Origin of the sequence: Streptomyces sp. NBC_00572 (assembly GCF_026341815.1) — a bacterium.
GTDB lineage: Bacteria > Actinomycetota > Actinomycetes > Streptomycetales > Streptomycetaceae > Streptomyces.
Window position 1 is genome coordinate 3,839,278 of record NZ_JAPENX010000001.1, and the last position, 25,763, is coordinate 3,865,040.

The window sequence follows — 25,763 nt, forward strand, 5'->3', positions numbered from 1 at the left end:
TGCGGGTTTCACCCGGACGGCCGAAGGGCCGGTACGGAGTCTCCGTACCGGCCCTTCGTGGCTGTGCGGGGGTCAGAGACCCGCCGCCGCCGACAGGTCCCGCTTGATCGCGACCAGCACCTCGTTGGCCGTCGCCCGTGCCGGGGCGAGGTCGACCGCCGCGGCGACCGGCACCACGACCTCCAGGTAGCACTTGAGCTTCGGCTCGGTGCCGCTCGGGCGGACGATGACCCGGGCCTTGTAGGCGCCCTCCAGGTGGTAGCGCAGCCCGTCCGTCGGGGGCAGCGACTCCGTGCCCTTAGTCAGGTCCTCCGCCGACACGACCGTCAGACCGGCGAGCGAGACGGGCGGACGCTCGCGCAGCGCCGTCATGGCGTTCGCGATGACGCTCAGGTCCTCGACCCGCACCGACAGCTGGTCCGTGGCGTGCAGCCCGTGCGCGATCGCCAGGTCGTCGAGCAGGTCGGTCAGCGTCCGGCCCTGCTCCTTGAGCACCGACGCGAGCTCGGTCACGAGCAGCGCCGCCGTGATGCCGTCCTTGTCGCGGACGCCCTCCGGGTCGACGCAGTAGCCGAGCGCCTCCTCGTAGCCGTACCGCAGGCCCTCGACGCGGGCGATCCACTTGAAGCCGGTCAGCGTCTCCTCGTAGCCGACGCCCGCGGCCTCCGCGATCCGGCCGAGCAGCGAGGACGACACGATCGACTCGGCGAACACGCCCGTCGCGCCCTTGTGCACCAGGTGCGCGGCGAGCAGTGCGCCCACCTCGTCGCCGCGGAGCATCCGCCAGCCGCCGACGACCGTCGCGTCGGGCACGGCCACGGCGCAGCGGTCGGCGTCCGGGTCGTTGGCGATGATCAGGTCGGGGTCCACGGCCCGGGCCGCCTCGAAGGCGAGGTCCATGGCACCCGGCTCCTCCGGGTTCGGGAACGCGACCGTCGGGAACGCCGGGTCCGGCTCGGCCTGCGCGGCGACGAGCGCGGGCGGCGGGAAGCCGGCGCGGGCGAAGGCCGCCGTCAGGACGTCCTTGCCGACGCCGTGCATGGCCGTGTAGACGGTCCGCGCGGTGCGGGGGGACCCAGGGGTCAGGACGGCGTCCGTACGCTCCAGATAGGCGCCCAGGACCTCGTCACCGAGGGTCTCCCAGCCGGCCTCCGGACGCGGCACGTCGTGCAGCGAGCGGATCGCGTCGATCTCGGCGGCGATCTCCGCGTCGGCGGGCGGCACGATCTGCGAGCCGTCGCCCAGGTAGACCTTGTAGCCGTTGTCGCGCGGCGGGTTGTGGCTCGCGGTCACCTCGACACCCGCGACGGCGCCCAGATGCCTTATGGCGTACGCGAGGACGGGCGTCGGCAGCGGGCGGGGGAGGAGCGCGGCGCGCAGGCCCGCGCCGGTCATCACGGCGGCGGTGTCGCGCGCGAAGTCGGCCGACTTGTAGCGGGCGTCGTAGCCGACGACGACGAGCCCGCCCTCCTGGCCCTTCGCCTTCAGGTACGCGGCGAGGCCGGCGGCGGCGCGGATGACGACCGAACGGTTCATCCGCATGGGCCCGGCGCCCAGCTCACCGCGGAGCCCGGCGGTGCCGAACTGCAGCGTGCCGGCGAAGCGGGCGGCGAGCTCGTCGCTCGCGCCGCGGTCGAGGAGCGCGGCGAGCTCCTCCCGGGTCTCACTGTCGGGGTCCTCGGCGAGCCATGCCTGGGCCCGGGCGATGAGGTCGTCCTGCGTCACGGTGTGCCTTTCGGGGTGTCGGCGGGGGTGGGTGCGGGTGGGCGGTCTGCCGCTGCGCGGAGCCTTCCCCCACCCCGCCCCTTCCCGAAACCGGGGCTCCGCCCCCCGGCCCCGCGCGCCTCGAACGCCGGCGGGCTGAATGTTCGGCCCGTCCGGCGTTCGAGGACCGGGGTCCGGGGCGGAGCCCCAGTTCGGGAAGGGGCGGGGAGGGGACGGAGCCCCGCGCAGCGGCAGGCGGCCGACGTCAGATCCGGTCGAGGACCCGGGTGAGCAGCTCACCCATCCGCGCCGCCGAGTCCCGCCCCGCCTGCAGCACCTCTTCGTGGTTCAGCGGCTCGCCCGAGAGCCCCGCCGCCAGGTTGGTGACCAGGGAGATGCCGAGGACCTCGGCACCCGCCTCGCGCGCGGCGATGGCTTCCAGGACGGTGGACATGCCGACGAGGTCGCCGCCGAGCACGCGGACCATGTTGATCTCGGCCGGGGTCTCGTAGTGCGGCCCGGGGAACTGCACGTAGACGCCCTCTTCGAGGGTCTCGTCGACCTCCTTGCACAGCGCGCGCAGCCGCGGCGAGTACAGGTCGGTGAGGTCCACGAAGTTCGCGCCCACGATCGGGGAGGCGGCCGTCAGGTTGAGGTGGTCGCTGATGAGGACCGGCTGGCCGGGGCGCATGCCCTCGCGCAGGCCGCCGCAGCCGTTGGTCAGGATGATCGTCTTGCAGCCTGCGGCGACGGCGGTGCGGACGCCGTGGGCGACGGAGGCGACACCGCGGCCCTCGTAGAAGTGGGTGCGGCCGAGGAAGACGAGGGCGCGCTTCTCACCGATCTTGTACGAGCGGATCTTGCCGCCGTGGCCCTCGACGGCGGGCGGCGGGAAGCCGGGCAGGTCGGTGACCGGGAACTCGGCCTCGGGAGCACCGAGCGCGTCGACGGCGGGCGCCCAGCCCGAGCCCATGACCAGGGCGACGTCGTGGTTCTCGACGCCGGTCAGCTCGCGAAGACGTGCGGCAGCGGCCTCGGCGGCCTCGTACGGGGTGGCAGTTGCGTTCACTGACTCTCTCGCCTCGGGGAGGGGGGTCCGAGGTTGGCCCCGGACGGATTTGATACGCGCAGAAGCGTATCCGGAGTTTGCCTACGCGCGTAGATGACGATGCCGACGGACATGCGATCGTTGTCTTGTCGTTTCCGACGAATGGAGCACGCTCACCCTCGTCGCCGCGCGTCGGCAGTTCGTACACCTTCCGGCGGACACCGGTCGGCGGGCGCTTGTTGGGCGGCACCGCCGTCGGGGCGGCTCAGCAGGGGCGCTTGCGCAACTCCATCACGTAGTCGTGCGGCGCGCCCGCGGATTCGGCCGCGTCGGCCACCTCGCCCAGGTACCGCGCGGACGGCAGCCCGCCCTCGTACGCGTTGAGGACGTACACCCAGGCCGGCTCCTCGCCGTCCAGGGTGTGCACCCGGACCCGCATCCGGCGGTAGATGTCGAGGCCGACGCCCTCCCAGCGGTCCATGGAGTCCTCGTCCATCGGCGCGATGTCGTAGAGCGCCACGAAGACCTGGGAGCGGGGGGCCTCCACGATGGTGGCCAGCGCTCCCTCCCAGCCCATCTGCTCGCCGCCGAAGGTCAGCCGCCAGCCGTTCAGCCAGCCGGTGCCGCGCAGCGGGGAGTGCGGTGCGCGGCGGCTCATCAGCCGCGCGTCGAGGTTGCCGGCGAAAGCGGCGTAGAGCGACATGGGACCGAGGGTACGGGAGGGGGCGGGGTGTCCGCCGAACTCCGAGGTGAGGGCCCCGGGGGAGCCCGGCCCGGGGGCGGCCGTCCCTTCGGAGGCCCCGGCGTGAGGCCGCGCCGGGCGTGCGGGAGAATGGGGTACGCACTTGAAGCGTGCGGGACAATGGCGTACGCACTGCATCCCAGCGGGGGGACCCCCCGGCAGAACGAGAGCGCGAGGCGTAGATCCCAGTGACCCGGATCGTGATCATCGGCGGCGGACCCGGCGGATACGAGGCGGCCCTGGTGGGCGCCCAACTCGGCGCGGAGGTGACCGTCGTCGACTGCGACGGCCTCGGCGGCGCGTCCGTCCTGACCGACTGCGTTCCCTCCAAGACCCTGATCGCCACCGCCGAGGTGATGACCACCTTCGACTCCTCGTACGAGGAGCTGGGCATCATCGTCGCGGACGACACCCCGCACGTGGAGCAGGCGGCCCGTGTGGTGGGCGTGGACCTCGGCAAGGTCAACCGACGGGTGAAGCGCCTGGCGCTCGCCCAGTCGCACGACATCACCGCCTCCGTCACCCGGGCGGGCGCCCGCGTGCTGCGCGGCCGCGGCCGGCTCTCGGGCCGGCAGGCGATGGACGGCTCGCGCCAGGTGATCGTCACGGCCGCCGACGGCACGGAGGAGACGCTGACCGCGGACGCCGTGCTCATCGCGACCGGCGGCCACCCGCGCGAGGTGCCGGACGCCAAGCCGGACGGCGAGCGCATCCTGAACTGGACGCAGGTCTACGACCTCAAGGAGCTCCCCGAGGAGCTCATCGTGGTCGGTTCCGGTGTGACGGGTGCCGAGTTCGCCGGTGCCTACCAGGCGCTCGGCTCCCGGGTCACCCTGGTCTCCTCCCGTGACCGCGTGCTGCCCGGCGAGGACCCGGACGCCGCCGCCGTCCTGGAGGACGTCTTCCGCCGCCGCGGCATGAACGTCATGGCCCGCTCCCGCGCCGAGTCCGCCAAGCGGGTCGGCGACCGGGTCGAGGTCACCCTCGCGGACGGCCGGGTCATCTCCGGCACGCACTGTCTGATGGCGGTCGGCGCGATCCCGAATTCGGCCGGAATGGGTCTGGAGGAGGCGGGGGTCAAACTGAAGGACTCCGGTCACATCTGGACCGACAAGGTCTCCCGTACGACCGCCCCCGGCGTGTACGCGGCGGGTGACGTGACCGGTGTCTTCGCACTCGCCTCGGTGGCCGCGATGCAGGGCCGCATCGCGATGTACCACTTCCTCGGCGACGCGGTGGCCCCGCTCAACCTGAAGACGGTCTCGTCGAACGTCTTCACCGACCCCGAGATCGCCACCGTCGGCTACACGCAGGCGGATGTGGACGCGGGCAAGATCGACGCCAAGGTCGTCAAGCTGCCGCTGCTGCGCAACCCGCGCGCGAAGATGCAGGGCATCCGGGACGGCTTCGTCAAGATCTTCTGCCGTCCGGGCACCGGCATCGTGGTCGGCGGCTGTGTCGTCGCGCCGAAGGCGAGCGAACTGATCCATCCGATCTCGATCGCGGTCGACAACAATCTGACGGTCGAACAGATCGCAAATGCTTTCACCGTGTACCCCTCCCTTTCGGGTTCGATCGCGGAAGTGGCACGGCAGTTGCACACCCGGAAGTCCGCGGGCGAGGCGTAACAGCCCGCCGGATCCCCCTCCGGCGAGCGGCTCCCGCCTGCGGGAACGGTTCGCCAGACTCGGACAACCCCCGGCAAGGCAGGGCATAGCCCTGGCGCATGACGAATCAACGACGGGGCCTCCCATACCACTTGGAGGCCCCGTCTGTGTGCATCTTCTGTAATTCGGCGCATAGTGCTGAAAAGTATCGGCCGGTCACGTTACTGTCAGTTTCGTGTTCGCTGCAGAACGTCGCCAGTTGATCCTCGAAATGGTGCGAGCCAATGGGGCCGTGTCGCTCCGCGAGCTCGCCCGCGTCGTCCAGACCTCTGAAGTGACCGTACGGAGAGACGTACGGGCCCTTGAGGCAGAAGGACTCCTCGACCGCCGGCACGGCGGTGCGGTGTTGCCGGGCGGATTCACGCGAGAATCCGGCTTCCCGCAGAAATCCCATCTCGCGACCGCGGAGAAGACGGCCATCGCCGACGTCGCCGCGAGCCTCGTCGAAGAAGGCGAGGCCATCGTCGTCGGCGCCGGGACGACCACGCAGGAGCTGGCCCGCCGGCTCGCCCGCGTGCCCGGTCTGACCGTGGTCACCAACTCGCTCCTGGTCGCCCAGGCCCTCGCCCACGCCAACCGGGTCGAGGTCGTCATGACCGGGGGCACCCTCCGCGGCTCCAACTACGCCCTGGTGGGCAGCGGGGCCGAGCAGTCGCTCCAGGGCCTCCGGGTGTCCCGTGCCTTCCTCTCCGGAAGCGGACTCACCGCCGAGCGCGGCCTGTCCACGTCCAACATGCTCTCCGCGAGCGTGGACCGGGCACTCGTCCAGGCGGCGGCCGAGGTCGTGGTCCTCGCCGACCACACCAAGCTCGGCTCCGACACCATGTTCCAGACGGTGCCCACGGACGTCATCACCCGCCTGGTGACCGACGAACCGCCCGCCCACGACGACCGGGCCGCCACCGAGCTCCAGGCCCTCGCCGACCAGGGCGTGCACATCGCCGTCGCCGGTACGGGCGCCGCCACCGGCCCCACCGGCGGTGACCAGGTCCCCCCGGGCGCCCGGCCCCGCCGTGACATGCCCCTCCCGGTGCAGCGCGGCCGGATGGCGGCCGGTCAGTTCCGGGGACCGGGCGGAGGGATGGCCGCCGAGACGCTGGAGCGCACGGCGCGGGTCGCCGACATGCGGCGCCGCTGAGCCCGCGGGCCCTCCCCCAGGGGTCCCGCGCTCCGCCGCCGAACCTTCCTCGCCACGGCGGCAGCCGTCACTTCACTCCTTGATGCCCCGAAGCGTCAGCTCAAGCAGACGGTCCGCCAACTCCGCGTCCTCCGGGCACTGTTCCGCCGCCAGCGCGATCGCGTTGGTCAGCTGCATCAGATCGCCGATCGACACGTCGGCGCGCACCTGGCCCGCTTCCCGGGCGCGCCCGAGCAGCCGCTCACCCGCCGCGCGCAGCGGATCGCTGCACTGCGCGAGCGCCGAACTCCGGTCGTACGAGGCGGACATCAGCGCGTGCGCGAGCCCCCGGTACTCGCCCGCGTGGGCGATCAGGGCCCGCAGCCATGCGACGAGCGCCCGGCACGGCTCCTCGGCCTCGGCCAGCTCCCCCGAGCGGTCCAGGAGCTCCGCCAGGGCCTCCTGGAAGACGGCGTTCAGCAGCTCGGCCCGGGTGGGGAAATGACGGTAGAGGGTGCCGATCCCCACGCCCGCGCGGCGCGCGATCTCCTCCAGGGGCGCGTCGGCGCCCTGTTCGGCGAAGGTGGCACGGGCTTCGGTGAGCAGCCGCTCGTGGTTGCGCCGTGCGTCGGCTCGCATGGGTGAAGGCCCTCCCCTCGACGAAGGGCCCGCAGGCGGCTGCCTGCGGGCCCTTCGTACCGTACTTGGTGCGACGGTCAGTCCTTGATGTCGCAGATCGCGGCGCCGGAGGTGACCGACGCGCCGACCTCGGCGGTCAGGCCCTTGATGGTGCCGGAGCGGTGGGCGTTCAGCGGCTGTTCCATCTTCATGGCCTCCAGGACGACGATCAGGTCGCCTTCCTTGACCTCCTGGCCCTCCTCGACCGCGATCTTCACGATCGTGCCCTGCATCGGCGAGGCGAGGGTGTCGCCGGAAGCGGCCGGGCCGGACTTCTTGGCCGCGCGGCGCTTCGGCTTCGCACCCGCCGCGAGCCCGGTCCGGGCCAGGGTCATCCCCAGCGAGGACGGCAGCGAGACCTCAAGACGCTTGCCGCCGACCTCGACGACGATCGTCTCGCGACCGGCCTCGTCCTCGTCGGCATCGGCGCCGGCGGGGGCGAAGGGCTTGATGTCGTTGACGAACTCGGTCTCGATCCACCGGGTGTGGACCCGGAAGGGGTCGGCGGTGAAGTCGGGGTCGATGACGACGGCCTGGTGGAAGGGGATGGCGGTGGCCATGCCCTCGACCTTGAACTCGCCGAGTGCGCGGGCGGCGCGCTGGAGGGCCTGCTCACGGGTGGCACCCGTGATGATCAGCTTGGCCAGGAGGGAGTCCCAGGCCGGGCCGATGACGCTGCCGGATTCGACGCCGGCGTCGAGGCGGACGCCGGGGCCGGTGGGCGGGGTGAAGAGGGTGACGGTGCCGGGGGCGGGCAGGAAGCCGCGGCCGGGGTCTTCGCCGTTGATGCGGAACTCGAAGGAGTGACCGCGGATCTCGGGGTCGCCGTAGCCGAGTTCCTCGCCGTCGGCGATGCGGAACATCTCCCGGACGAGGTCGATGCCGGTGACCTCTTCGGTGACCGGGTGTTCGACCTGGAGGCGGGTGTTGACCTCCAGGAAGGAGATCGTGCCGTCGGTGCCGACGAGGAACTCCACCGTGCCGGCGCCGACGTAGCCGGCCTCCTTCAGGATCGCCTTGGACGCCGCGTACAGCTCGGCGTTCTGCGCCTCGGAGAGGAACGGGGCGGGTGCCTCCTCCACCAGCTTCTGGTGGCGGCGCTGCAGCGAGCAGTCACGGGTGGAGACGACGACCACGTTGCCGTGGGAGTCGGCCAGGCACTGGGTCTCGACGTGGCGGGGCTTGTCGAGGTAACGCTCGACGAAGCACTCGCCCCGGCCGAACGCGGCAACGGCCTCACGCACGGCCGAGTCGTACAGCTCCGGGACCTCTTCCAGCGTCCGGGCGACCTTCAGACCACGGCCGCCGCCGCCGAAGGCGGCCTTGATCGCGATCGGCAGCCCGTGCTCGCGGGCGAACGCCACGACCTCATCCGCACCCGAGACCGGGTCGGGGGTGCCGGCGACGAGCGGGGCACCGGCACGCTGGGCGATGTGACGGGCCGCCACCTTGTCACCCAGATCACGGATCGCCTGCGGCGGCGGACCGATCCACGTCAGACCCGCGTCCAGCACGGCCTGCGCGAACTCGGCGTTCTCCGAAAGAAACCCGTAACCGGGGTGGACCGCGTCCGCACCCGAGTCCTCGGCCGCCTGCAACACCTTCGCCATGTCCAGATAACTGGTCGCCGGAGTGTCACCGCCCAGAGCGAACGCCTCATCAGCCGCCCGGACATGCAGAGCATCCCGGTCCGGCTCGGCGTACACGGCCACGCTGCCGATACCCGCATCCCGGCACGCCCGGGCCACACGGACAGCGATTTCGCCACGGTTGGCGATGAGCACCTTGCGCACGATGGCTCCCTCCTTGAAACAAGCTGAGTTTAGGGACTGCCGACACGGCCTTTCGACCCGTCCCCAGTGGTGAGCTTGCCCACACGGAGCGTGACCCCGGGCCTGCTCGGGTCGTGAATTCCCTTGTCGCACCACGGTACGCAGGGTTCCTTTACGGCACAGTAGCTCCGAGGTGTGGCGCAGGTCTCTGTTCATGCGGCCAGTCGCCATTCGGGTTTCTTTGTCGAGTCCCTACGAATGGCCCAGTGATTCTTTGCCCTGCCGTCCGCCGTCGCCGGTCGTGTGCGCACTCTTGTCCAGAGGTTTACCGGCCAGTAGCCTTCGCGCTGTCGATCGTACTGTCGGTAACAGTCGTATGCAGGGGGTGGCCGAGGTGGCCCGCAGACCGATAGCTCTCGTGACGGCGGCGGTGCTGTTCCTCGAAGCACCCGGGATCGTCGCGATCAACGCCGTGATGGCACGGTTCGTCAAGGTCCAGGCGATGTCCCTCGACGGCATGGACCCCGACGCGATGTACACCGGCACCTGGGCGCTCGGCATCGGCTCCGGCGCCGCCCTCGCCCTGTGCGGCCTCGTCGCCCTCGTCGCGGGCATCCGCGACCGCCGACCCGGGCGGTTCGGCCGGGGTCTGCTCATCGGCTGCGCGGTCGTGCACGGCCTCCTCGGCGCGGTCACCGTCGGCCTGATCGGCTGGGGCGCCTTCGCCTTCATGATGCTCGTACTCGGCCTGATCGTGCTCACCCTCGTGGCGTACGGCAAGGGTGCCGAACTCCGCGGGGAAGAGCGCCGCGAGGAACCCCGCGAGGAAGCGCCGGCGCCCGCGTAACCGCCGCCGGGTGGGACGGGGGGCACCGGCGTCGACGTTCCGCGGCCCTCAGGTCCAGAGGTCGGTGATCCGCACGCCCAGCTTCCCGAGGAGCGTGCGCAGCAGCGGCAGCGACAGGCCGATCACGTTGCCCGGGTCGCCGTCGATGCCGTCGATGAACGGCGCCGAGCGTCCGTCCAGGGTGAACGCGCCCGCCACGTGCAGCGGTTCGCCGCTCGCCACGTATGCCGCGATCTCGTCGTCCGTCGGCTCACCGAAGCGGACCACGGTGGAGGCCGTCGCCGACTCGTAGCGCTTGGCGGCCGTGTCGTACACGCAGTGGCCGGTCTGGAGGATGCCGACCCGGCCGCGCATCGCCTTCCAGCGGGCGGTGGCCTCCTCGGCGTCCGCCGGCTTGCCGAGGGCCTGCTTGTCGAGCTCCAGGACCGAGTCGCAGCCGATGACCAGGGCGCCGAACACCTCGGGCCGGGCGGCCACATGGGCGGCCTTCGCCTCCGCGAGGGCGAGCGCGAGCTCGGCCGGGGTCGGGGCGTGCAGCTTGTCCTCGTCGACCCCGCTCACGATCACCTCGGGGGCGAGCCCGGCCTGCCGGAGCAGGTTGAGGCGGGCGGGGGAGGCGGAGGCGAGCACGACACGGCGCGGATCAGCAGTCATGGGGGCAGCGTAGCCAGTCGCGGGGCCCCGTTCGCGTCGAAGGCCCGCCGAAGCCCGTCGTGGTGGGCGGGGTCTTCAGCGCGCGTTGACCACGAACATCGCCACCACCATCGCCAGGGCCAGCAGCACGCCGGCGCGACGGAGCTTCGCCTGCATGTCGCGCATGAACTTCGGCGGCTGATTCTTCGGGTCCGACCACAGCATGCCTCCGATCCTGCGGGTGCGACGGGCGGGGCGCCTGAGTACGGATACTCAGCCGCCCCGGTGCCGAAGGCCTATTCGCGGACGAACGGAAGGTCGCCTCAGGGCCGCGCCTGGATGAACACTCCGTCCCGCGCCGCCGCGAGGGCCGCCGTGACCGCCCGTTCCGCCACCTCCCCGGTGAGTTCCTCGCGGGTGACCGTGAAGCGGTAGTAGAGCGGCGCGGAGACGGCGCGGAGCAGCTCGGTCGGGTCCGTCTCCGCCGGGATCTCGCCGCGGGTGGCGCCCTTGGCGACGACGGGCGCCCATTCGCCGAGCCGGGTCCGGTAGAAGTCGGCGAGCGCGCGGGCGCACTCCTCGTCGCAGGCTGCCGCGGCGATGACCGCGCGGAAGACGGCGCCCATCCGGGGGTCGGTGAGGGTGTCGCGTACGAGTTCGGCGTTGGCCCGCAGGTCGCCCGCGAGGCTGCCGGTGTCGGATGCGGGCAGGGACTGCTCGGCCATGTCGTGCAGGAGGTCGGTGACCAGGCCGACGGGGGAGCCCCAGCGGCGGTACACGGTGGTCTTGCCGACGCCCGCGGTCGCGGCGATCCGGTCCATGTTCAGGGCGTGGAAGCCGGTGTCGGCGAGGGCGTCCTGGGTGGCGTCGAGGACGGCCCTGCGGACCTTCGCGGTGCGGCCGCCGGGGCGCAGGGTGCCGGGCGAGGCCGGCTGACTCTCGGTCAAATGGGTCTCCTGTTCCATTAACGCCATCGACTCTGCTACGGTACGGGACATCTTAACGGAACCAGTCTCCCATTAAGGGGTCGCGCTCATGGTTGCCCTGGATCTCCCCACAGCCACTCCCACCTCCACGGAACACCCGGACACCCGGATGACCGGCCGGATGCGGCTCGTCCTCGTCGTCCTCCTCGTCGCCCAGTTCATGCTGGCCGTCGACTTCTCGATCCTGAACGTCGCACTGCCCGTCATCGGGCAGGGACTCGGCTTCAGCCTCGGCGGCCTCCAGTGGATCGCCACCGCCTTCGCCCTCGCCGCCGCCGGCTTCACCCTGCTCTTCGGGCGCGTCGCCGACCTCGTCGGACGCCGCCGCCTCTTCCTCGGCGGCATGGCACTCCTCGGCGTCTCCTCCCTCGTCGGCGGCCTCGCCACCGGCCCCGAGATGCTGATGGCGGCCCGCGTCGCCCAGGGCCTCGCCACCGCCGCCGTCACCCCCGCCGGGCTCTCCCTGCTCACCGCCTCCTTCCCCGAGGGCCCGCTGCGCGCACGTGCGCTCGGTCTCAACGGAGCCCTCATGTCCGCGGGCTTCACCACCGGCGCGATCCTCGGCGGCGTCCTCACCGACCTGCTCTCCTGGCGCTGGGCGTTCCTCGTCAACGTGCCGGTGGCCCTCGCCGTCCTCCTCGTCGCCCCCGCCGTCCTCACCGAGAGCCGCCCGGCCGTCCGGCCCCGCCTCGACGTACCCGGCGCGATCACCGTCACCGGCGGACTCCTCGCCCTGGTCTACGGCCTGACGACCGAACCCGTGGCCCTCATCCTCGGCGTCGCCCTGCTCGTCGCCTTCTGGTTCATCGAGCGGCGGGCCGCCTCGCCCCTGGTGCCGGTACGGATCCTCACCCGCCGCACCGTCGTCTGGGGCAACGTCGCCGGGCTCGTCGCCTTCGTCACCGAGACCTCGCTGGTCTTCCTGATGACCCTGTACCTCCAGGACGTCCTCGGCTTCTCCCCGCTCGCCGCCGGCCTCTCCTTCGGCGTCCTCGGCGCGGGCACGGTCCTCGGCGGGGTGTTCGCCTCCCGCTTCATCGGCCGCTTCGGCGCCCGTACCGCCCTCGTCGCAGGAGGCCTCCTCCAGGCCGTCGCGACCCTCGCCCTCTACGGCCTCGGCGACGACCGCGGCAGCCTCTGGCTGCTGCTCGCCGCGACCTTCGCCGGCGGCGTCGGCAACATGCTCGCGATCGTCGGCTTCATGGTCACCGCCACCTCCGGGATCCCCGACCACGAGCAGGGCACGGCGACCGGCCTCGCGACCATGACCCAGCAGATCGGCATCACCATGGGCACCCCGATTATGAGCGCCGTCGTCGTCACCTCCCCCGTGCTCCTCGACGGCATCGGGCTCGCGGTCCTCGTCAACGCCGCCATCGTCGTGGCCGGAGCCGTCCTGGCCGGCGTCTTCCTGCGCCGCACGTGACGGGTGGCAGGGACACGAGAAGGGCCGGACCCCCCACCCCGGGGAGTCCGGCCCTTCCTGCGCGTCGACTCGCGACTACACCGGCCAGTACGACCTGGCCCACGCCCGCGGGCCCGGACGGTGGCGTACCGACCGCGCGATCCGGGACGGGTCCGACCAGCCCTCCGGGACCGCCGGGCCGCCGCTCTCGGCGGACGCCGCCGTCGCCGCGGCCCGGGCCTGAACCACCGCCAGTGCGGCGGCCAACTCCTCCGGGGTCGGGTTTCCTCGTACGACCTTGATCATGTCGACTCCTTGAAAGGTCAGGTCCGGGGAGGCCTAGAGCGGGATGTTGCCGTGCTTCTTCGGAGGCAGGGATTCCCGCTTCGTCCGCAGCTGACGCAGCCCCTTCACGATCTGCGGACGCGTGTCCGAAGGCATGATCACGCCGTCGACGTAGCCGCGCTCGGCCGCCGTGTACGGGTTGAGCAGGGTGTCCTCGTACTCCTGGATCAGCCGCGCCCGCTCCGCCTCCACGTCCTCCGCCTCGGCGATGGTCCTGCGGTGCAGGATGTTGACCGCGCCCTGCGCGCCCATCACCGCGATCTGCGCCGTCGGCCAGGCCAGGTTCAGGTCCGCGCCCAGGTGCTTGGAGCCCATGACGTCGTACGCGCCGCCGAAGGCCTTCCGCGTGATGACCGTGATCAGCGGGACCGTGGCCTCCGCGTACGCGTAGATCAGCTTCGCGCCGCGCCGGATGATGCCGGCGTACTCCTGGTCCACGCCCGGCAGGAAGCCCGGCACGTCCACGAAGGTCAGGACCGGGATGTTGAAGGCGTCGCAGGTGCGGACGAACCGCGCGGCCTTCTCCGACGCGTCGATGTCCAGGCAACCCGCGAACTGCATCGGCTGGTTCGCGACGACACCCACCGGGAAGCCCTCGACACGACCGAAACCGGTCAGGATGTTCGGCGCGAACAGTGCCTGCGTCTCCAGGAACTCACCGTCGTCGAGGACGTGCTCGATGACCTTGTGCATGTCGTACGGCTGGTTCGCCGAGTCCGGGATCAGCGTGTCCAGCTCGCGGTCCTCGTCCGTCGCCTCGGTCTCCGCGACCTCCGGGAAGGCCGGCGGCTCCGAGAGGTTGTTCGACGGAAGGTAGGACAGCAGGGACTTCACGTACTCGATGGCGTCCTTCTCGTCACCCGCCATGTGGTGCGCCACGCCCGAGGTCGAGTTGTGCGTCCGGGCGCCGCCCAGCTCCTCGAAGCCCACGTCCTCGCCGGTCACCGTCTTGATGACGTCGGGACCCGTGATGAACATGTGCGAGGTCTGGTCCACCATCACCGTGAAGTCGGTGATCGCGGGGGAGTAGACCGCGCCGCCCGCGCACGGGCCGACGATCAGCGAGATCTGCGGGATCACACCGGAGGCGTGGGTGTTGCGGCGGAAGATCTCGCCGTACATGCCGAGCGCGCTGACACCCTCCTGGATACGGGCGCCGCCGGAGTCGTTGATGCCGACGACCGGGCAACCGGTCTTCAGCGCGAAGTCCAGCACCTTGATGATCTTCTGGCCGTACGTCTCGCCCAGCGCACCGCCGAAGACCGTGAAGTCCTGCGAGAACACGGCGACCGGGCGCCCGTCGACCGTGCCGTAGCCGGTGACGACACCGTCTCCGTACGGCCGGTTCTTCTCCAGACCGAAGTTGGTCGACCGGTGCCGGGCCAGCTCGTCCAGCTCGACGAAGGAGCCCTCGTCGAGAAGCAGGGCGATCCGCTCGCGCGCGGTCAGCTTGCCCTTCGCGTGCTGCTTCTCCACCGCACGCTCCGAGCCGGCGTGGGTGGCCTCGTCGATACGGCGCTTGAGGTCCGCGATCTTGCCTGCGGTCGTGTGAATGTCAATCTCGTACTGCTCTGCCGGCTCGGACATCGGGATGCGGCTCCCTGCCTGGTCACGGGGGGTTCGTTGACTACGAATGGGCTACTGCTCAGCTACTGAGCCGTAGCGTATCGACGCGGATACGGTTCGGCACTGCGGTCTTTGCCACACCTAGTCTGGCTTGCATGACGTCCTCCCAAGGCTCCGGCGGACCCTGGTCCGACCTCGACCGGCCCCCGCTGAACGCCCCCGCACTGCGCCGCGCCCTCGTCCTTCCCGAGGGCCTGTGGACCTCGCTCGACGTGGTCACCGGCACCGGATCCACCAACAGCGACCTCACCGCCCGCGCCGACGAGCTGCCCGAGGGCGCCGTACTCGTCGCCGAGGAGCAGACCTCCGGCCGCGGCCGCCTCGACCGCAGCTGGACGGCCCCCGCCCGCTCCGGACTGTTCCTCTCCGTCCTCCTCAAGCCGGAGGTGCCGGTCCAGCGCTGGGGCTGGCTCCCGCTGCTCACCGGCGTGGCCGCGTCGACGGGCCTCGCGAAGGCCGCCGGGGTCGACATCTCCCTCAAGTGGCCCAACGACCTCCTGGTTTCCGTCGCGGGCGAGGAACGCAAGACCGGCGGCATCCTCGCGGAGCGGGCCGGAGCGGACGGCGTCGTCGTCGGCCTCGGCATCAACGTCACGCTCCGCGAGGAAGAACTCCCCGTCCCGGCAGCCGGCTCCCTCCTCCTCGCCGGCGCGGTCTCCACCGACCGCGACACCCTCCTGCGGGCCGTCCTGCGCTCCTTCGAGGAGTGGTACGGGACCTGGGTGCGGGCGGACGGCGACCCCGCCGCCTCCGGGCTCCAGGAGGCGTACACGGCCGGCTGCGCGACCCTCGGCCGCCGCGTCAGGGCCGACCTCCCCGGCGAACGCATGCTGGAAGGCGAAGCGGTCGCCCTGGACGCCGACGGCCGCCTGGTCGTCGCCACGGAGGGCGGCGGCACGGAAGCGGTGGGCGCGGGCGACATCGTCCACCTGCGATCGGCCACCGGCTGACGGCCCCCGCCGCCCAGGTGCGGGCAATCGTTCCGCAGGGCGGAACGGGTGGGCACACCCCACCAGCGCGCGGCGCCCTCCAGTCCGTCCACCCCGAGGGCCCGCGCGCCCAAGGGCCCCGCACGACAGGAGGGCCCGCACGACAGGCTCCAGAACACAGGCGGCAGCCGTTAAGGCGTGAGCCAGCCCACAGCTGTCGTATCGTGGAGCGCGATCCCAGGCGACAGATCGGCAGGGCAAGTGGGCAGGGAACGGGCAGGAGGCGGCCGGTGACCGTCGACGACGAGAACGAGGGCGGCGCGCCCGAGCCTCCCACGTACCCCACCCCCCACCACGAGGTCGACCACACGGCCGAGCCGAGCGACGACCCCCTCGCCATCCGCCTCGAACAGCTCATCCTCGGCGCGGACCGCCGCTACACCCCGTTCCAGGCCGCCCGCACCGCCGGCGTCTCCATGGAACTCGCCTCCCGCTTCTGGCGCGCCATGGGCTTCGCCGACATCGGCCAGGCCAAGGCGCTCACCGAGGCCGACGTCCTCGCCCTGCGCCGGCTCGCCGGTCTCGTCGAGGCCGGGCTGCTCAGCGAGCCGATGGCCGTCCAGGTCGCCCGCTCCACGGGGCAGACCACCGCCCGGCTCGCCGAGTGGCAGATCGACTCCTTCCTGGAGGGCCTCACCGAGCCGCCCGAGCCCGGCATGACCCGCACCGAGGTCACGTACCCGCTGGTCGAGCTGCTCCTGCCCGAGCTGGAGGAGTTCCTCATCTACGTCTGGCGGCGCCAGCTCGCCGCCGCCACCGGCCGCGTCGTGCAGGCCGCCGACGACGAGGAGATGGTCGACCGTCGGCTCGCCGTCGGCTTCGCGGACCTCGTCGGCTTCACCCGGCTCACCCGGCGCCTGGAGGAGGAGGAGCTCGGCGAGCTCGTCGAGGCCTTCGAGACCACCTGCGCCGATCTGGTCGCCGCGCACGGCGGCCGGCTCATCAAGACCCTCGGCGACGAGGTCCTGTACGCCGCCGACGACGCCGGCACGGCCGCCGAGATCGCGCTGCGGCTCATCGAGACCCTCAGCCACGACGAGACGATGCCCGCACTGCGCGTCGGCATCGCCTTCGGCACCGTGACGACCCGGATGGGCGACGTCTTCGGCACCACCGTGAACCTGGCCAGCCGCCTCACCTCGATAGCGCCGAAGGACGCCGTCCTCGTCGACGGCGCGCTCGCGGAGGAGCTGTCCAGGACCGCGTTGGCACCCGTCTCGGAGACGGAGGCGGCCGAGGAGGCCGTCCGCGCGGAGAAGGAGGGCCGCCAGGCGGCCACGTACCGCTTCGCGCTCCAGCCGATGTGGCAGCGTCCGGTCCGCGGCCTCGGCGTCGTCGAACCCTGGCTCCTGACCCGCCGTCCCACCTAGGATCTCCCGTGAACGTCTGTTAACAGCCGTTAACAGACCTTGATCGGGAGGGTGTGCGGCATGTCCGAGCAGCGTTTTGGTGAGTTCGTCATGGTCCGGCGGGACGGGCACGTCGCCGAGCTGGTCCTCGACCGGCCCAAGGCGATGAACGCCGTGTCCTCCGAGATGGCCCGCTCCCTCGGCGCCGCCTGCGACGCGCTCGCGGCCGACGCCTCCGTCCGTGTCACCGTGCTCACCTCCTCGAACGACCGGGCCTTCTGCGTCGGCGCCGACCTCAAGGAGCGCAACTCCTTCACCGACGCCGAGCTGGTCCGCCAGCGGCCGACCGCCCGCGCCGCCTACACCGGCGTCCTGGAACTGCCGATGCCGACGGTCGCCGCCGTGCACGGCTTCGCCCTCGGCGGCGGCTTCGAGCTGGCGCTCGCCTGCGACGTGATCGTGGCCGACGCGACCGCCGTGGTCGGCCTCCCCGAGGTCTCCGTGGGCGTCATCCCCGGCGGCGGCGGTACGCAGCTGCTGCCGCGCCGGGTGGGCGCGGCGCGCGCCGCCGAGCTGGTCTTCACGGCCCGCCGGGTGGAGGCGGAGGAGGCCCGCGAGCTGGGCCTCGTCGACCTTCTGGCGGAGGACGCGCGGGCGGGGGCCCTGGAGCTCGCCGGGCGGATCGCGGTCAACTCGCCGGTCGGGCTGCGCGCCGCGAAGAAGGCCATGCGCCTCGGCCAGGGCCTGGACCTGCGGGCGGGCCTGGAGGTCGAGGACGCGGCCTGGCGATCGGTGGCCTTCTCGGGGGACCGCGCGGAGGGTGTGGCGGCCTTCAACGAGAAGCGGAAGCCGAACTGGCCGGGCGAGTAACTTCTACCGTTTTGCACTAGATGTCACTTACGGTGACGTCTCGGAAGGGAAAACGGATCAAACCTCCCTAAGCTGGAGGAATGGGTGAGGACGTGCGGCTGCGGGCCGTAGTGGCGCTGGCGCAGGGGATGGCGGCGGCGCACACGCCACGCGAGTTCTGGCGGGCGGCGGCGCTCGGGGCCCGCGACGGGCTCGACGGGACCTTCGCCGCCCTGTCGGTCTGGCAGCGGGACCACGGCCGCCTCAAGGTCCTGGTGAACGCCGGGGAGCGGGCCGTCGGCGAGGAGGAGTTCCCGGACTCGGAGACGTATCCGGTCCACCAGTTCCCCGAGATCACGGAGTTCCTGCACGAGCAGTGGGCGGGCGGCGGCAAGCCGGACGCCTGGGTGGAGACCGCCGCCGACCCGGTGTCGACGGGCCGGGTGGCCGGTCTGCGTCGGCGCGGGCGCGGCTGCTGCGTGGTGGCCCCGATCGTGCTGCACGGGCGCGCGTGGGGCGAGCTGTACGTGGCCCGCCCACTGGAGGAGAAACCTTTCACCCGCGCGGACGCCGACTTCGCCACGGTCCTGGCGGCGGTCGTCGCGGCGGGCATCGCCCAGGCCGAACGCCTGGAGGAGGTCCGCAAACTCGCCTTCACCGACCCCCTGACGGGACTGGCCAACCGGCGGGCCGTCGACACCCGCCTGGACGAGGCCATCGAGCGCTACCGGGCGGACGGCTCCGTCGTCAGCCTGATGGTCTGCGACCTCAACGGCCTCAAGCGGGTCAACGACACTCACGGCCACGCCGTCGGCGACCGCCTCCTCGAACGCTTCGGCTCGGTCCTCTCCCGCTGCGGCGCCATGCTCCCCGGCGCCCTCGCGGCCCGCCTCGGCGGCGACGAGTTCTGCCTCCTGACGGTCGGCCCGACGGCCGACGAGGTGGTGGCGGTCGCCGAGGAGCTGTGCGTACGGGCGGCGGAGCTGGAACTCGGTGAGGGCGTGGCCTGCGGGGTGGCGTCCACCGGCGACCCCATCGGCCCGCTCAGGTCGGCCCGCCGCCTTTTCCGCCTCGCGGACGCCGCCCAGTACCAGGCCAAGGCGGCCCGCTCGTCGAAGCCGGTGGTGGCGGGCCGCGACGGCACGGTCATCCGCCTCGCCGACGCCCCGCCGGGAGCCCGCGACCGTCGCCGCTTCAGGGACGCACCACCGGTGGACGCCCCTCCCGTGGACGCCCCTCCCGTGGACCCGCCTCCGTTGGACCCGGTCTAGGGCCGGTTTCGCTCGTGCAGGGCTCGCAGGGCCCTGACGAACCCTTCGCGGTCGGTGGCCGGCAGTGCGTCGAGCAGACGTTCCTCGCCCTCCTGGATCGCCGCCTGCACGGTGTCGCGCAGCCTGCGGCCCTCGGCGGTGAGGGAGAGCAGCCGGGCCCGCCGGTCCGCCGGGTCGGCCTGCCGGCGCAGCAGCGCCCGCGCCTCCAGGTCGTCGAGGACGGGGATGATCCGCGTCTTGTCCGCCCCGACGGCCTCGGCCAGCGCCGCCTGGGTGCGAATGGGCTTCTCGTCGAGGTGGAGGAGGACCGTGTACGCCCACATGGTCAGACCGTGGGCGTCGAGGATCGGCTGCTCGGCGGCCATCAGAGCGCGGCCGAGCGGGACGACCATGGCGGCGAGGTCGGGCCGGGAGGGGCGGCCCGGAGTCGCGGCGGTTGCGATGGCCGTGGCCTCCGTGGCCTCCGTGGCCTCCGTGGGCTCTGTGGTCCCTGCGGTCGTCGCTGCGGTGTTCTCGGCCATGGCCACGAAAATACCCGTTGGTGAAATGTCCGTTGACAATTGATAAGCGTACATAGATCGTAAGCGCATGCCTACGAATGTGAAGAGGCGCACGAACCCTGACGACTTCGACCGATTGCGCCGCCTCCACGCGCGCGTGATCCGGGACAGCGTGACCTTGGTGCACCGGATCGACCCGGCGGATCTGACCCGGCAGACCCCGTGCGAGGGGTGGACCCTGCTCGATCTGCTTGCCCACATGACGGCCCAGCACCACGGGTTCGCGGCCGCCGCGCGCGGCGACGGAGGGGATCCGGGGCGCTGGGAGGTCCGCCCGGCGGGCAGGGACGCGCCCGAGCGGTACGGCGAGGCGGCCGAGCTGGTCGTCGCCGCCTTCGCGGCGGTCGGCAGCCCGGACAGGGCCTTCGACCTGCCCGAATTCAGCCGGCACCGGACGTTCCGCGCCGAGCGCGCCGTCGGCTTCCACCTCGTCGACTACGTCGTGCACGGCTGGGACGTCGCCCGCAGCCTCGACCTCGCCTGGGCGCCCGGGTCCGACGTCCTCGCCGTGACCCTGCCGATCGCCGAGGCCGTTCCGGGCGGCGAGGCCAGAAAGGCCCCCGGCAGCCCCTTCGGGCCGGAACTGCAGCCGGCCGCCGGGGCGGACCCGTTGGACCGGATCCTCGCCACCCTCGGCCGCCCGGCGGGCTGGCGCCCGTGCTGAGGTCGTCCTGGGTATCCGGCTCCTACGAGGTGGGACACGGCCGACCGGTCCTGGTCAGCGTCACCGACTTCCGGCTCGACCGGCTCAGGGACCTGCCGGGCGTCCACCGCGCGGCCCGCCGGCTCGCGGCGGACTGGCCGACCCTGGAAGGGGCTTACGGGATGTGGCTGTGGGCGCAGCCGTCGACGCGCCGCTGCGGCGCGGTCGCCGTCTGGCGCGACGAAGCGGCCCTCCGGGCCTTCGTCGCCTGGCCGCCGCACATCGCGATCATGCGCGCGTACCGGGGGAGGGGCGCCTTGACCTCTACGACCTGGGAGGCGCCGAGGTTCGACCCGGGGGCGACGTGGGGTCGGGCGCGGGAGGTGATCGGGGCGGGGGCTGGGGTGGTGTCTGGGGGCGGGGGCGTCTGATGGGGCTCGGGTGCGGCCGCCCTCTTTCCGAGTGTGGCGGACTCCACCACCGCGTCAAGGGCAAGTCGGCTCCGCCGATGGGCTGCGCCCACCCTTGACCCGGCGGCGGAGGCCGCCTTTTCACACTCGGAGGGCGGCCGAGGGCCGGGGCCTACGCGATCGCCTGGTGTGTTGTCGCCCGCCGTGGGCGGGCGTCGGGCTGGTGGGCGGAGTGCACGGCCGGGCATCGGTTGCGGAGGTGACGGCTGTGCCGGTGAGTGGGTGGGGGCGTGGTTCGCGGCAGGGGCCGGGGTCGCAGTTCGGTGGGTTGGGGGTGCGCGGTCGTGCGATGGGGCGGCCCGGCTCCGGCTTGGCGGGTTGCGGTCGTCGGTTGGTGGGGCTTCAGGCCCCGCTGGTCTGTGTTCGTGGGTGGCGGGAGCCGCTCGCGAGAGTTTCTTGCAGTTTCATCGCCCGAAAAGGGTGATTGATCCCCTTTGGGGCTTAATCCCGGGCCTGTTACTCGGAGAAATGCAGGGTTTCCACTCCTCCCACCCTCCGAGAGTGACCAGCGGGGCCTGAAGCCCCACCGAGGTCTGCCGTCCGTCGCTAAGCCGAGCCCGGCCGCCCCATCACACGGCAGCGCACCCCCGACCGGCGGCACTTCACCCACCCGCCCCGACCGCGAACCAAGCCCCCACCCACCAGCCGGCAGACGCACGCCGTCCCTAGCCGCTGCCCGGGGCCCGGCGGTGACCCCGCCCCCCGGACCGCCCTCCGAGAGGTCTTTCGCTCCTGGAGGTGGTGGGTCAAGGGTGGCCGAAGGCCATCGCGCAGCGACGCGACCGCAGGGAGCGCCCTTGACGCACCACCGGAAGGAGCGACTCTCGGAAAGAGGGCGGTCCCACCCGACACTCACGCACCCGGCCCACCCCTCGGACCCTGCCCAGGCCCCCGCCCCCGAGACTCACCCATAGCCGAGCTGTCGCTTCAACCAGGCATGGGTCTGCCGCGCTCTTACGACATCGGCGTCGTCCGGGCCGAGGATCCGGGCGTAGGTGTCGATGAACTCGTCGAAGAGGCGGGCGGCTCTGGCGTGGGCGCCCGTGTTGGAGACGTACCAGGCGTGGCTGTGCCGGGCTCCCAGGACGTGGACGTTCTCGGGCCCGCGGATCCGGGCGTACGTGTCGATGAACTCGTCGAAGAGGCGTACGGCCTTGGCGTGTTTGCCCGTCTCGCCGACGTGCCAGGCATGGCTGTGCCGGGTGTCCAGCGTGTCTGGGGCGTCGGGGCCGAGTACCCGGGTCCGGTCCTTGAGGAGCCCGGCCTGCATCCGCGCCGCCTTGGCGGGGTCGCCGTTCTGGCCGGTGTTCCAGGCGTGGTTGTGCCGTGCCGACAGGACCTCTGCGTCGTCCTGGCCGAGGACCTGGCCGTACACATGGATGAAATCGTCGTAGAGGCGTGCCGCTGCGCCGTGCTCGCCGGCCATTCCGGTGTTCCACGCGTGGTTGTGCCGGGTGGCCAGCGTGTCGGGATGCCGAGGCCCGAGGACGCGGGTGCGGTCCTTGATCAGTTCGGCCTGCATCCGGGCGGCCCTGGCGGGGTCGCCTGCCAGGCCGATGCTCCGGGCCAGCTGGTATCGAGCCGTCAGCACATGCGGGCTGTCGGCGCCCTGGACGCGTTCGTAGGCGTCGATGAACTCCTCGTAGAGGACGACCGCTTTGGCGTGTTTGCCCGTCTCGACGACGTTCCAGGCATGGCTGTGCCGTGCTGCCAGGACATCCGCGTCGGCCGGGCCGAGCACCCTGGCGTAGGCGTGGATGACCTCGCCGTAGAGACGGGCCGCCGTGCCGTGGTCGCCGGACCTTCCGACGTTCCAGGCCTGGTTCTGACGGCTGTGCAGAGTGTCGGGATCTTCGGCGCCGAGAACCCGGGCGAGGTCCTCGCGGAGCACGGCCTGCATCCTGGCCGCTTTGGCGTGGTCTCCGCACTGGCCGACGTTCCAGGCGTGGTCGACGTACGCCCGCAACACGTCGGGGTCTTCGGGTCCGCATACGCGCGCGTACCGGTCGACGAACTCGTCGTAGAGGCGGACGGCCTCCGCGTGGTCCCCTGCCCGGCCGATGTTCCAGGCGTGCTCGCGGTGTTGGGTGAGGGTGTCCGGGTGGTCCGGCCCGAGCGTGTGCGTGCATTCGGTGGCCAGGCCGGCGAAAAGCCGCGCGGCCTCCTGGAAGCGCTTCGCGTCGGACAGGGAATGCGCGTGCTCCGTGCGTGCGTGCAGCGAGTCCTCGACGGTCGGGGTCTGCTCGACCGGTTCCTCGACCGTCGGAGTCCGTTCGGTCGGTCCCGCCCCGCCCCTCAGGTCGCCCAGTGCGGCCCTCAGCCGGTCGCGAGCCCGGTCGGCGGTGGCGGGGCGCTGGTCGGGGTCCTTGGCGAGGAGGGCGAGCAGCAGGTCGTCCAGTGCGGTGGGGATTCCGTCCCGGTGGACGCTGGGAGGCCGGGGCGCGGTGTGCACGTGGGCGTACGCCATCGCGCCCACTTCGAGTAATCCGAACGGAGGCTGCCCCGTGACCAGTTCGTACAGCACGCATCCGAGCGAGTACAGATCCCCGCGCCCGTCGCCGACCTTGCCCTGCAGGCGTTCCGGCGGCATGTAGGCAGGTGTGCCGATGACGCGGCTTGCCGTCGTGGCCGTCGACAGGTAGCGGGCGATGCCGAAGTCGAGGATCTTCACCGCCCCGGAGGACGTCATCATCAGGTTCTCCGGCTTCAGGTCGCGGTGGACCACGCCGGCCGCGTGGGCGGCCACCAGCGCGTCGGCCGTCTGTATCGCGCATTCCAGTGCGATGTCGAGTGCCGGCGGCCCGGCGTCGTTCAGGACCGACCGCAGGTCCTTGCCCGTCACCAGCTCCATCACGAGGAACAGGGTGCCGTCCGTGTCCTGGCCCAGGTCGTACACGGTGACCACGCCCGGATGGTTCAGTCCGCCCGCGGTGCGCGCCTCGCGGAAGAACAGATCCAGCGCACCGTCCACCCGGGACATGTGCTGCTGCAGCAGTTTGACCGCGACCTGTCTGTGCAGCCGGGTGTCGCGCGCGGCCCAGACCTCCCCCATGCCGCCGCGCCCCAGCACTCGTTCCAGCTCGTAGCGTTCGGCCAGCATGCGTGCCACTCACGTGCCCCCTTGTCCCCACGCTCCCTGCCGGATCCGACTGTAGGGCGCGACAGGTGCGGAACACAGGCGATCACAGGCGATCAGAGGGAGCCTGTTCCCGTGCCCCTCTCGGGTGCCCCTCTCCGGCGCCGTTCCTCGCCCGCCGCGCCGCCGTCCTCCGCGCGGCAGACTGGGACCTCATCGGGAATGATCGATGCGGTAAGGGTCCGTCCCCCATTCGGACGGTGACGAAGTCACCTAGTGACATGTCGGTCTTCAGTCCGTAGGGTGCTGAATATGGATATGCAGACAGTCGTCCTCGGCACGTCCGGCACGACCCCGCAGGACGTCATCGACGTCGCCCGCCACGGCGCCCGCGTCGAGCTGTCGCCCGAGGCCGTGGAGGCCCTGGCCGCCGCCCGGAGCATCGTCGACGCGCTCGCCGCCAAGCCCGAGCCCGTCTACGGGGTCTCCACCGGTTTCGGTGCGCTCGCCACCCGGCACATCGGCCATGAGCTCCGTGCCCAGCTCCAGCGCAACATCGTCCGCTCGCACGCCGCCGGCATGGGCCCGCGCGTCGAGCGCGAGGTCGTCCGCGCCCTGATGTTCCTGCGGCTCAAGACCGTCGCCTCGGGCCACACCGGCGTCCGCCCCGAGGTCGCGCAGACCATGGCCGACGTCCTCAACGCCGGGATCACCCCGGTCGTGCACGAGTACGGCTCCCTCGGCTGCTCCGGCGACCTCGCTCCGCTCTCCCACTGCGCCCTCGCGCTCATGGGAGAGGGCGACGCCGAGGGCCCCGACGGTGAGCTGAAGCCCGCCGGCGAGCTGCTCGCCGCGCACGGCATCACGCCCGTCGAGCTCAAGGAGAAGGAGGGCCTGGCCCTCCTCAACGGCACCGACGGCATGCTCGGCATGCTGGTCATGGCCCTCGCCGACCTCGACACCCTCTACAAGTCGGCCGACATCACCGCCGCGCTCTCCCTCGAAGCCCTCCTCGGCACCGAGAAGGTCCTCGAACCCGAGCTGCACGCCATCCGCCCGCACCCCGGCCAGGCCGCCTCCGCCGCCAACATGCTCGCCGTGCTCAAGGGCTCCGGCCTCACCGGCCACGCCCAGGCGGGCGAGGCCCCCCGTGTCCAGGACGCCTACTCGGTGCGCTGCGCCCCGCAGGTCGCCGGCGCCGGCCGCGACACCATGGCCCACGCCCGGCTCGTCGCCGAGCGCGAGCTCGCCGCCGCCGTCGACAACCCCGTCGTCCTGCCCGACGGCCGGGTCGCCTCCAACGGCAACTTCCACGGCGCCCCCGTCGCGTACGTCCTCGACTTCCTCGCGATCGCCGCCGCCGACCTCGGCTCCATCGCCGAGCGCCGCACCGACCGGCTCCTCGACAAGAACCGCTCGCACGGCCTGCCGCCCTTCCTCGCCGACGACGCCGGCGTCGACTCGGGCCTGATGATCGCCCAGTACACGCAGGCCGCCCTGGTCAGCGAGATGAAGCGGCTCGCGGTCCCGGCCTCCGCCGACTCCATCCCGTCCTCCGCGATGCAGGAGGACCACGTCTCCATGGGCTGGTCCGCCGCCCGCAAGCTGCGCACCGCGATCGGCAACCTGAACCGGATCATCGCGGTCGAGCTGTACGCCGCCACCCGCGGCGTCGAGCTCCGCGAGGGCCTGACCCCGGCCCCCGCCTCCCAGGCCGCCATCGACGCCCTGCGCGCGGCCGGCGTCCAGGGCCCCGGCCCGGACCGGTTCCTCGCCCCCGACCTGGCGGCCGCCGACACCTTCGTGCGCGAGGGCAAGCTGCTCGCCGCGGTGGAGCCGGTCACCGGCCCGCTGGCGTAAGCGGGTACAGCCGCTGACGTGAGGGCCCGCCCCGGAAGTCCGGGGCGGGCCCTTCGCGCTCTCCACGGCCGCTGGGGCCCCTCCGGCGGCGGGGGCGTGACCGATTCCGCCGGTCAGCTCCCGGAC

Annotated in this window: 23 protein-coding genes; 11 read left to right on the forward strand and 12 right to left on the reverse strand. The window is 72.1% G+C overall.

Annotation, left to right across the window (positions count from 1 at the left end; translation table 11 throughout):
- Positions 1 to 72: 72 nt before the first annotated feature.
- The 3 genes from OG514_RS17955 to OG514_RS17965 form a co-directional block, all read right to left on the reverse strand.
- Positions 73 to 1,725 carry a phospho-sugar mutase gene (locus OG514_RS17955; protein WP_266895864.1) on the reverse strand — a complete coding sequence of 551 codons (1,653 nt, stop codon included), beginning with the start codon at positions 1,723 to 1,725 and terminating at the stop codon, positions 73 to 75.
- Positions 1,726 to 1,969: 244 nt separating this feature from the next.
- The gene (locus OG514_RS17960; RefSeq protein ID WP_266895866.1) at positions 1,970 to 2,773 is read right to left on the reverse strand and encodes a purine-nucleoside phosphorylase; all 804 of its coding nucleotides are present in this window, start codon (positions 2,771 to 2,773) and stop codon (positions 1,970 to 1,972) included.
- Between the two features lie 244 nt (positions 2,774 to 3,017).
- The gene (locus tag OG514_RS17965; protein ID WP_017239758.1) at positions 3,018 to 3,455 is read right to left on the reverse strand and encodes a gamma-glutamylcyclotransferase; all 438 of its coding nucleotides are present in this window, start codon (positions 3,453 to 3,455) and stop codon (positions 3,018 to 3,020) included.
- 227 nt (positions 3,456 to 3,682) lie between these two features.
- On the opposite strand from OG514_RS17965, the gene OG514_RS17970 reads away from it, so the two are divergent.
- The gene (locus OG514_RS17970) at positions 3,683 to 5,122 is read left to right on the forward strand and encodes an NAD(P)H-quinone dehydrogenase (protein WP_266895874.1); all 1,440 of its coding nucleotides are present in this window, start codon (positions 3,683 to 3,685) and stop codon (positions 5,120 to 5,122) included.
- A gap of 214 nt (positions 5,123 to 5,336) precedes the next feature.
- Positions 5,337 to 6,299 (forward strand): DeoR/GlpR family DNA-binding transcription regulator, encoded by a 963-nt coding sequence (locus OG514_RS17975; RefSeq protein ID WP_266895876.1) that lies wholly within the window; start codon positions 5,337 to 5,339, stop codon positions 6,297 to 6,299.
- Positions 6,300 to 6,371: 72 nt separating this feature from the next.
- Here OG514_RS17975 and OG514_RS17980 read toward each other — a convergent pair whose 3' ends face one another.
- Positions 6,372 to 6,917, reverse strand: a complete 546-nt coding sequence (locus OG514_RS17980; protein WP_266895878.1) for a TetR/AcrR family transcriptional regulator — start codon at positions 6,915 to 6,917, stop codon at positions 6,372 to 6,374.
- A 77-nt stretch (positions 6,918 to 6,994) separates the two neighbouring features.
- Positions 6,995 to 8,749: a biotin carboxylase N-terminal domain-containing protein gene (locus OG514_RS17985; RefSeq protein ID WP_266895880.1), complete on the reverse strand. Its 1,755-nt coding sequence runs from the start codon at positions 8,747 to 8,749 to the stop codon at positions 6,995 to 6,997.
- Between the two features lie 355 nt (positions 8,750 to 9,104).
- On the opposite strand from OG514_RS17985, the gene OG514_RS17990 reads away from it, so the two are divergent.
- Entirely contained in the window at positions 9,105 to 9,575 is a 471-nt protein-coding gene (locus OG514_RS17990; RefSeq protein ID WP_266895882.1) for a hypothetical protein, read from the forward strand.
- A 48-nt stretch (positions 9,576 to 9,623) separates the two neighbouring features.
- On the opposite strand, the gene OG514_RS17995 is transcribed toward OG514_RS17990, so the two are convergent.
- The 3 genes from OG514_RS17995 to OG514_RS18005 form a co-directional block, all read right to left on the reverse strand.
- Entirely contained in the window at positions 9,624 to 10,229 is a 606-nt protein-coding gene (locus OG514_RS17995; RefSeq protein WP_266895884.1) for a nucleoside triphosphate pyrophosphatase, read from the reverse strand.
- Between the two features lie 75 nt (positions 10,230 to 10,304).
- Positions 10,305 to 10,433 carry a morphogenic membrane protein MmpB gene (mmpB, locus tag OG514_RS18000; RefSeq protein ID WP_266895886.1) on the reverse strand — a complete coding sequence of 43 codons (129 nt, stop codon included), beginning with the start codon at positions 10,431 to 10,433 and terminating at the stop codon, positions 10,305 to 10,307.
- A 98-nt stretch (positions 10,434 to 10,531) separates the two neighbouring features.
- Positions 10,532 to 11,173: a TetR/AcrR family transcriptional regulator gene (locus OG514_RS18005; protein WP_266895888.1), complete on the reverse strand. Its 642-nt coding sequence runs from the start codon at positions 11,171 to 11,173 to the stop codon at positions 10,532 to 10,534.
- A 70-nt stretch (positions 11,174 to 11,243) separates the two neighbouring features.
- Between OG514_RS18005 and OG514_RS18010 the strand changes: the two genes are divergently transcribed.
- Positions 11,244 to 12,620, forward strand: a complete 1,377-nt coding sequence (locus tag OG514_RS18010) for an MFS transporter (protein ID WP_266895890.1) — start codon at positions 11,244 to 11,246, stop codon at positions 12,618 to 12,620.
- A 75-nt stretch (positions 12,621 to 12,695) separates the two neighbouring features.
- On the opposite strand, the gene OG514_RS18015 is transcribed toward OG514_RS18010, so the two are convergent.
- Entirely contained in the window at positions 12,696 to 12,905 is a 210-nt protein-coding gene (locus OG514_RS18015; protein WP_266895892.1) for an acyl-CoA carboxylase subunit epsilon, read from the reverse strand.
- A 33-nt stretch (positions 12,906 to 12,938) separates the two neighbouring features.
- Positions 12,939 to 14,531, reverse strand: a complete 1,593-nt coding sequence (locus OG514_RS18020; RefSeq protein ID WP_266895894.1) for an acyl-CoA carboxylase subunit beta — start codon at positions 14,529 to 14,531, stop codon at positions 12,939 to 12,941.
- 134 nt (positions 14,532 to 14,665) lie between these two features.
- Between OG514_RS18020 and OG514_RS18025 the strand changes: the two genes are divergently transcribed.
- From OG514_RS18025 to OG514_RS18040, 4 genes are all read left to right on the forward strand, one after another.
- On the forward strand, positions 14,666 to 15,520 hold the full coding sequence (locus OG514_RS18025) for a biotin--[acetyl-CoA-carboxylase] ligase (RefSeq protein WP_266895896.1): 855 nt from the start codon (positions 14,666 to 14,668) through the stop codon (positions 15,518 to 15,520).
- Positions 15,521 to 15,789: 269 nt separating this feature from the next.
- Complete coding sequence (locus tag OG514_RS18030; RefSeq protein WP_266895898.1) at positions 15,790 to 16,929, forward strand: adenylate/guanylate cyclase domain-containing protein; 1,140 nt, start codon at positions 15,790 to 15,792, stop codon at positions 16,927 to 16,929.
- Between the two features lie 60 nt (positions 16,930 to 16,989).
- Entirely contained in the window at positions 16,990 to 17,778 is a 789-nt protein-coding gene (locus OG514_RS18035; protein WP_266895900.1) for an enoyl-CoA hydratase/isomerase family protein, read from the forward strand.
- Positions 17,779 to 17,858: 80 nt separating this feature from the next.
- Positions 17,859 to 19,028 (forward strand): sensor domain-containing diguanylate cyclase, encoded by a 1,170-nt coding sequence (locus OG514_RS18040; protein ID WP_266895902.1) that lies wholly within the window; start codon positions 17,859 to 17,861, stop codon positions 19,026 to 19,028.
- Here the strand turns inward: OG514_RS18040 and OG514_RS18045 are convergent.
- Complete coding sequence (locus OG514_RS18045) at positions 19,025 to 19,549, reverse strand: MarR family winged helix-turn-helix transcriptional regulator (protein ID WP_266895904.1); 525 nt, start codon at positions 19,547 to 19,549, stop codon at positions 19,025 to 19,027. The two genes, OG514_RS18040 and OG514_RS18045, sit on opposite strands and share 4 nt — an antisense overlap.
- Positions 19,550 to 19,616: 67 nt before the next feature.
- Here OG514_RS18045 and OG514_RS18050 point away from each other — a divergent pair, with 67 nt between their 5' ends.
- Both OG514_RS18050 and OG514_RS18055 read left to right on the forward strand, forming a co-directional pair.
- Positions 19,617 to 20,252 (forward strand): TIGR03086 family metal-binding protein, encoded by a 636-nt coding sequence (locus OG514_RS18050; RefSeq protein WP_266895906.1) that lies wholly within the window; start codon positions 19,617 to 19,619, stop codon positions 20,250 to 20,252.
- Positions 20,246 to 20,662 (forward strand): hypothetical protein, encoded by a 417-nt coding sequence (locus OG514_RS18055; protein WP_266895908.1) that lies wholly within the window; start codon positions 20,246 to 20,248, stop codon positions 20,660 to 20,662. The genes OG514_RS18050 and OG514_RS18055 overlap by 7 nt, the downstream gene beginning before the upstream one ends.
- 943 nt (positions 20,663 to 21,605) lie before the next feature.
- On the opposite strand, the gene OG514_RS18060 is transcribed toward OG514_RS18055, so the two are convergent.
- The gene (locus OG514_RS18060; RefSeq protein WP_266900883.1) at positions 21,606 to 23,801 is read right to left on the reverse strand and encodes a serine/threonine-protein kinase; all 2,196 of its coding nucleotides are present in this window, start codon (positions 23,799 to 23,801) and stop codon (positions 21,606 to 21,608) included.
- A gap of 294 nt (positions 23,802 to 24,095) precedes the next feature.
- Here OG514_RS18060 and hutH point away from each other — a divergent pair, with 294 nt between their 5' ends.
- A complete protein-coding gene (gene hutH / locus OG514_RS18065; protein ID WP_266900884.1) occupies positions 24,096 to 25,637 on the forward strand; it encodes a histidine ammonia-lyase in 1,542 nt (513 codons plus the stop codon).
- The last annotated feature ends 126 nt before the right edge of the window (positions 25,638 to 25,763 follow it).

Bases quoted from the DNA above. Each gene is read 5' to 3' on its own strand.
- OG514_RS17965 (WP_017239758.1), bottom strand. From the start codon at position 3,455: ATGTCGCTCTACGCCGCTTTCGCCGGCAACCTCGACGCGCGGCTGATG.
- OG514_RS17980 (WP_266895878.1), bottom strand. From the start codon at position 6,917: ATGCGAGCCGACGCACGGCGCAACCACGAGCGGCTGCTCACCGAAGCC.
- OG514_RS17990 (WP_266895882.1), top strand. From the start codon at position 9,105: ATGCAGGGGGTGGCCGAGGTGGCCCGCAGACCGATAGCTCTCGTGACG.
- OG514_RS17995 (WP_266895884.1), bottom strand. From the start codon at position 10,229: ATGACTGCTGATCCGCGCCGTGTCGTGCTCGCCTCCGCCTCCCCCGCC.
- mmpB (WP_266895886.1), bottom strand. From the start codon at position 10,433: ATGCTGTGGTCGGACCCGAAGAATCAGCCGCCGAAGTTCATGCGCGAC.
- OG514_RS18005 (WP_266895888.1), bottom strand. From the start codon at position 11,173: ATGGAACAGGAGACCCATTTGACCGAGAGTCAGCCGGCCTCGCCCGGC.
- OG514_RS18010 (WP_266895890.1), top strand. From the start codon at position 11,244: ATGGTTGCCCTGGATCTCCCCACAGCCACTCCCACCTCCACGGAACAC.
- OG514_RS18015 (WP_266895892.1), bottom strand. From the start codon at position 12,905: ATGATCAAGGTCGTACGAGGAAACCCGACCCCGGAGGAGTTGGCCGCC.
- OG514_RS18020 (WP_266895894.1), bottom strand. From the start codon at position 14,531: ATGTCCGAGCCGGCAGAGCAGTACGAGATTGACATTCACACGACCGCA.
- OG514_RS18025 (WP_266895896.1), top strand. From the start codon at position 14,666: ATGACGTCCTCCCAAGGCTCCGGCGGACCCTGGTCCGACCTCGACCGG.
- OG514_RS18035 (WP_266895900.1), top strand. From the start codon at position 16,990: ATGTCCGAGCAGCGTTTTGGTGAGTTCGTCATGGTCCGGCGGGACGGG.
- OG514_RS18040 (WP_266895902.1), top strand. From the start codon at position 17,859: ATGGGTGAGGACGTGCGGCTGCGGGCCGTAGTGGCGCTGGCGCAGGGG.
- OG514_RS18045 (WP_266895904.1), bottom strand. From the start codon at position 19,549: ATGGCCGAGAACACCGCAGCGACGACCGCAGGGACCACAGAGCCCACG.
- OG514_RS18050 (WP_266895906.1), top strand. From the start codon at position 19,617: ATGCCTACGAATGTGAAGAGGCGCACGAACCCTGACGACTTCGACCGA.
- OG514_RS18060 (WP_266900883.1), bottom strand. From the start codon at position 23,801: ATGCTGGCCGAACGCTACGAGCTGGAACGAGTGCTGGGGCGCGGCGGC.
- hutH (WP_266900884.1), top strand. From the start codon at position 24,096: ATGCAGACAGTCGTCCTCGGCACGTCCGGCACGACCCCGCAGGACGTC.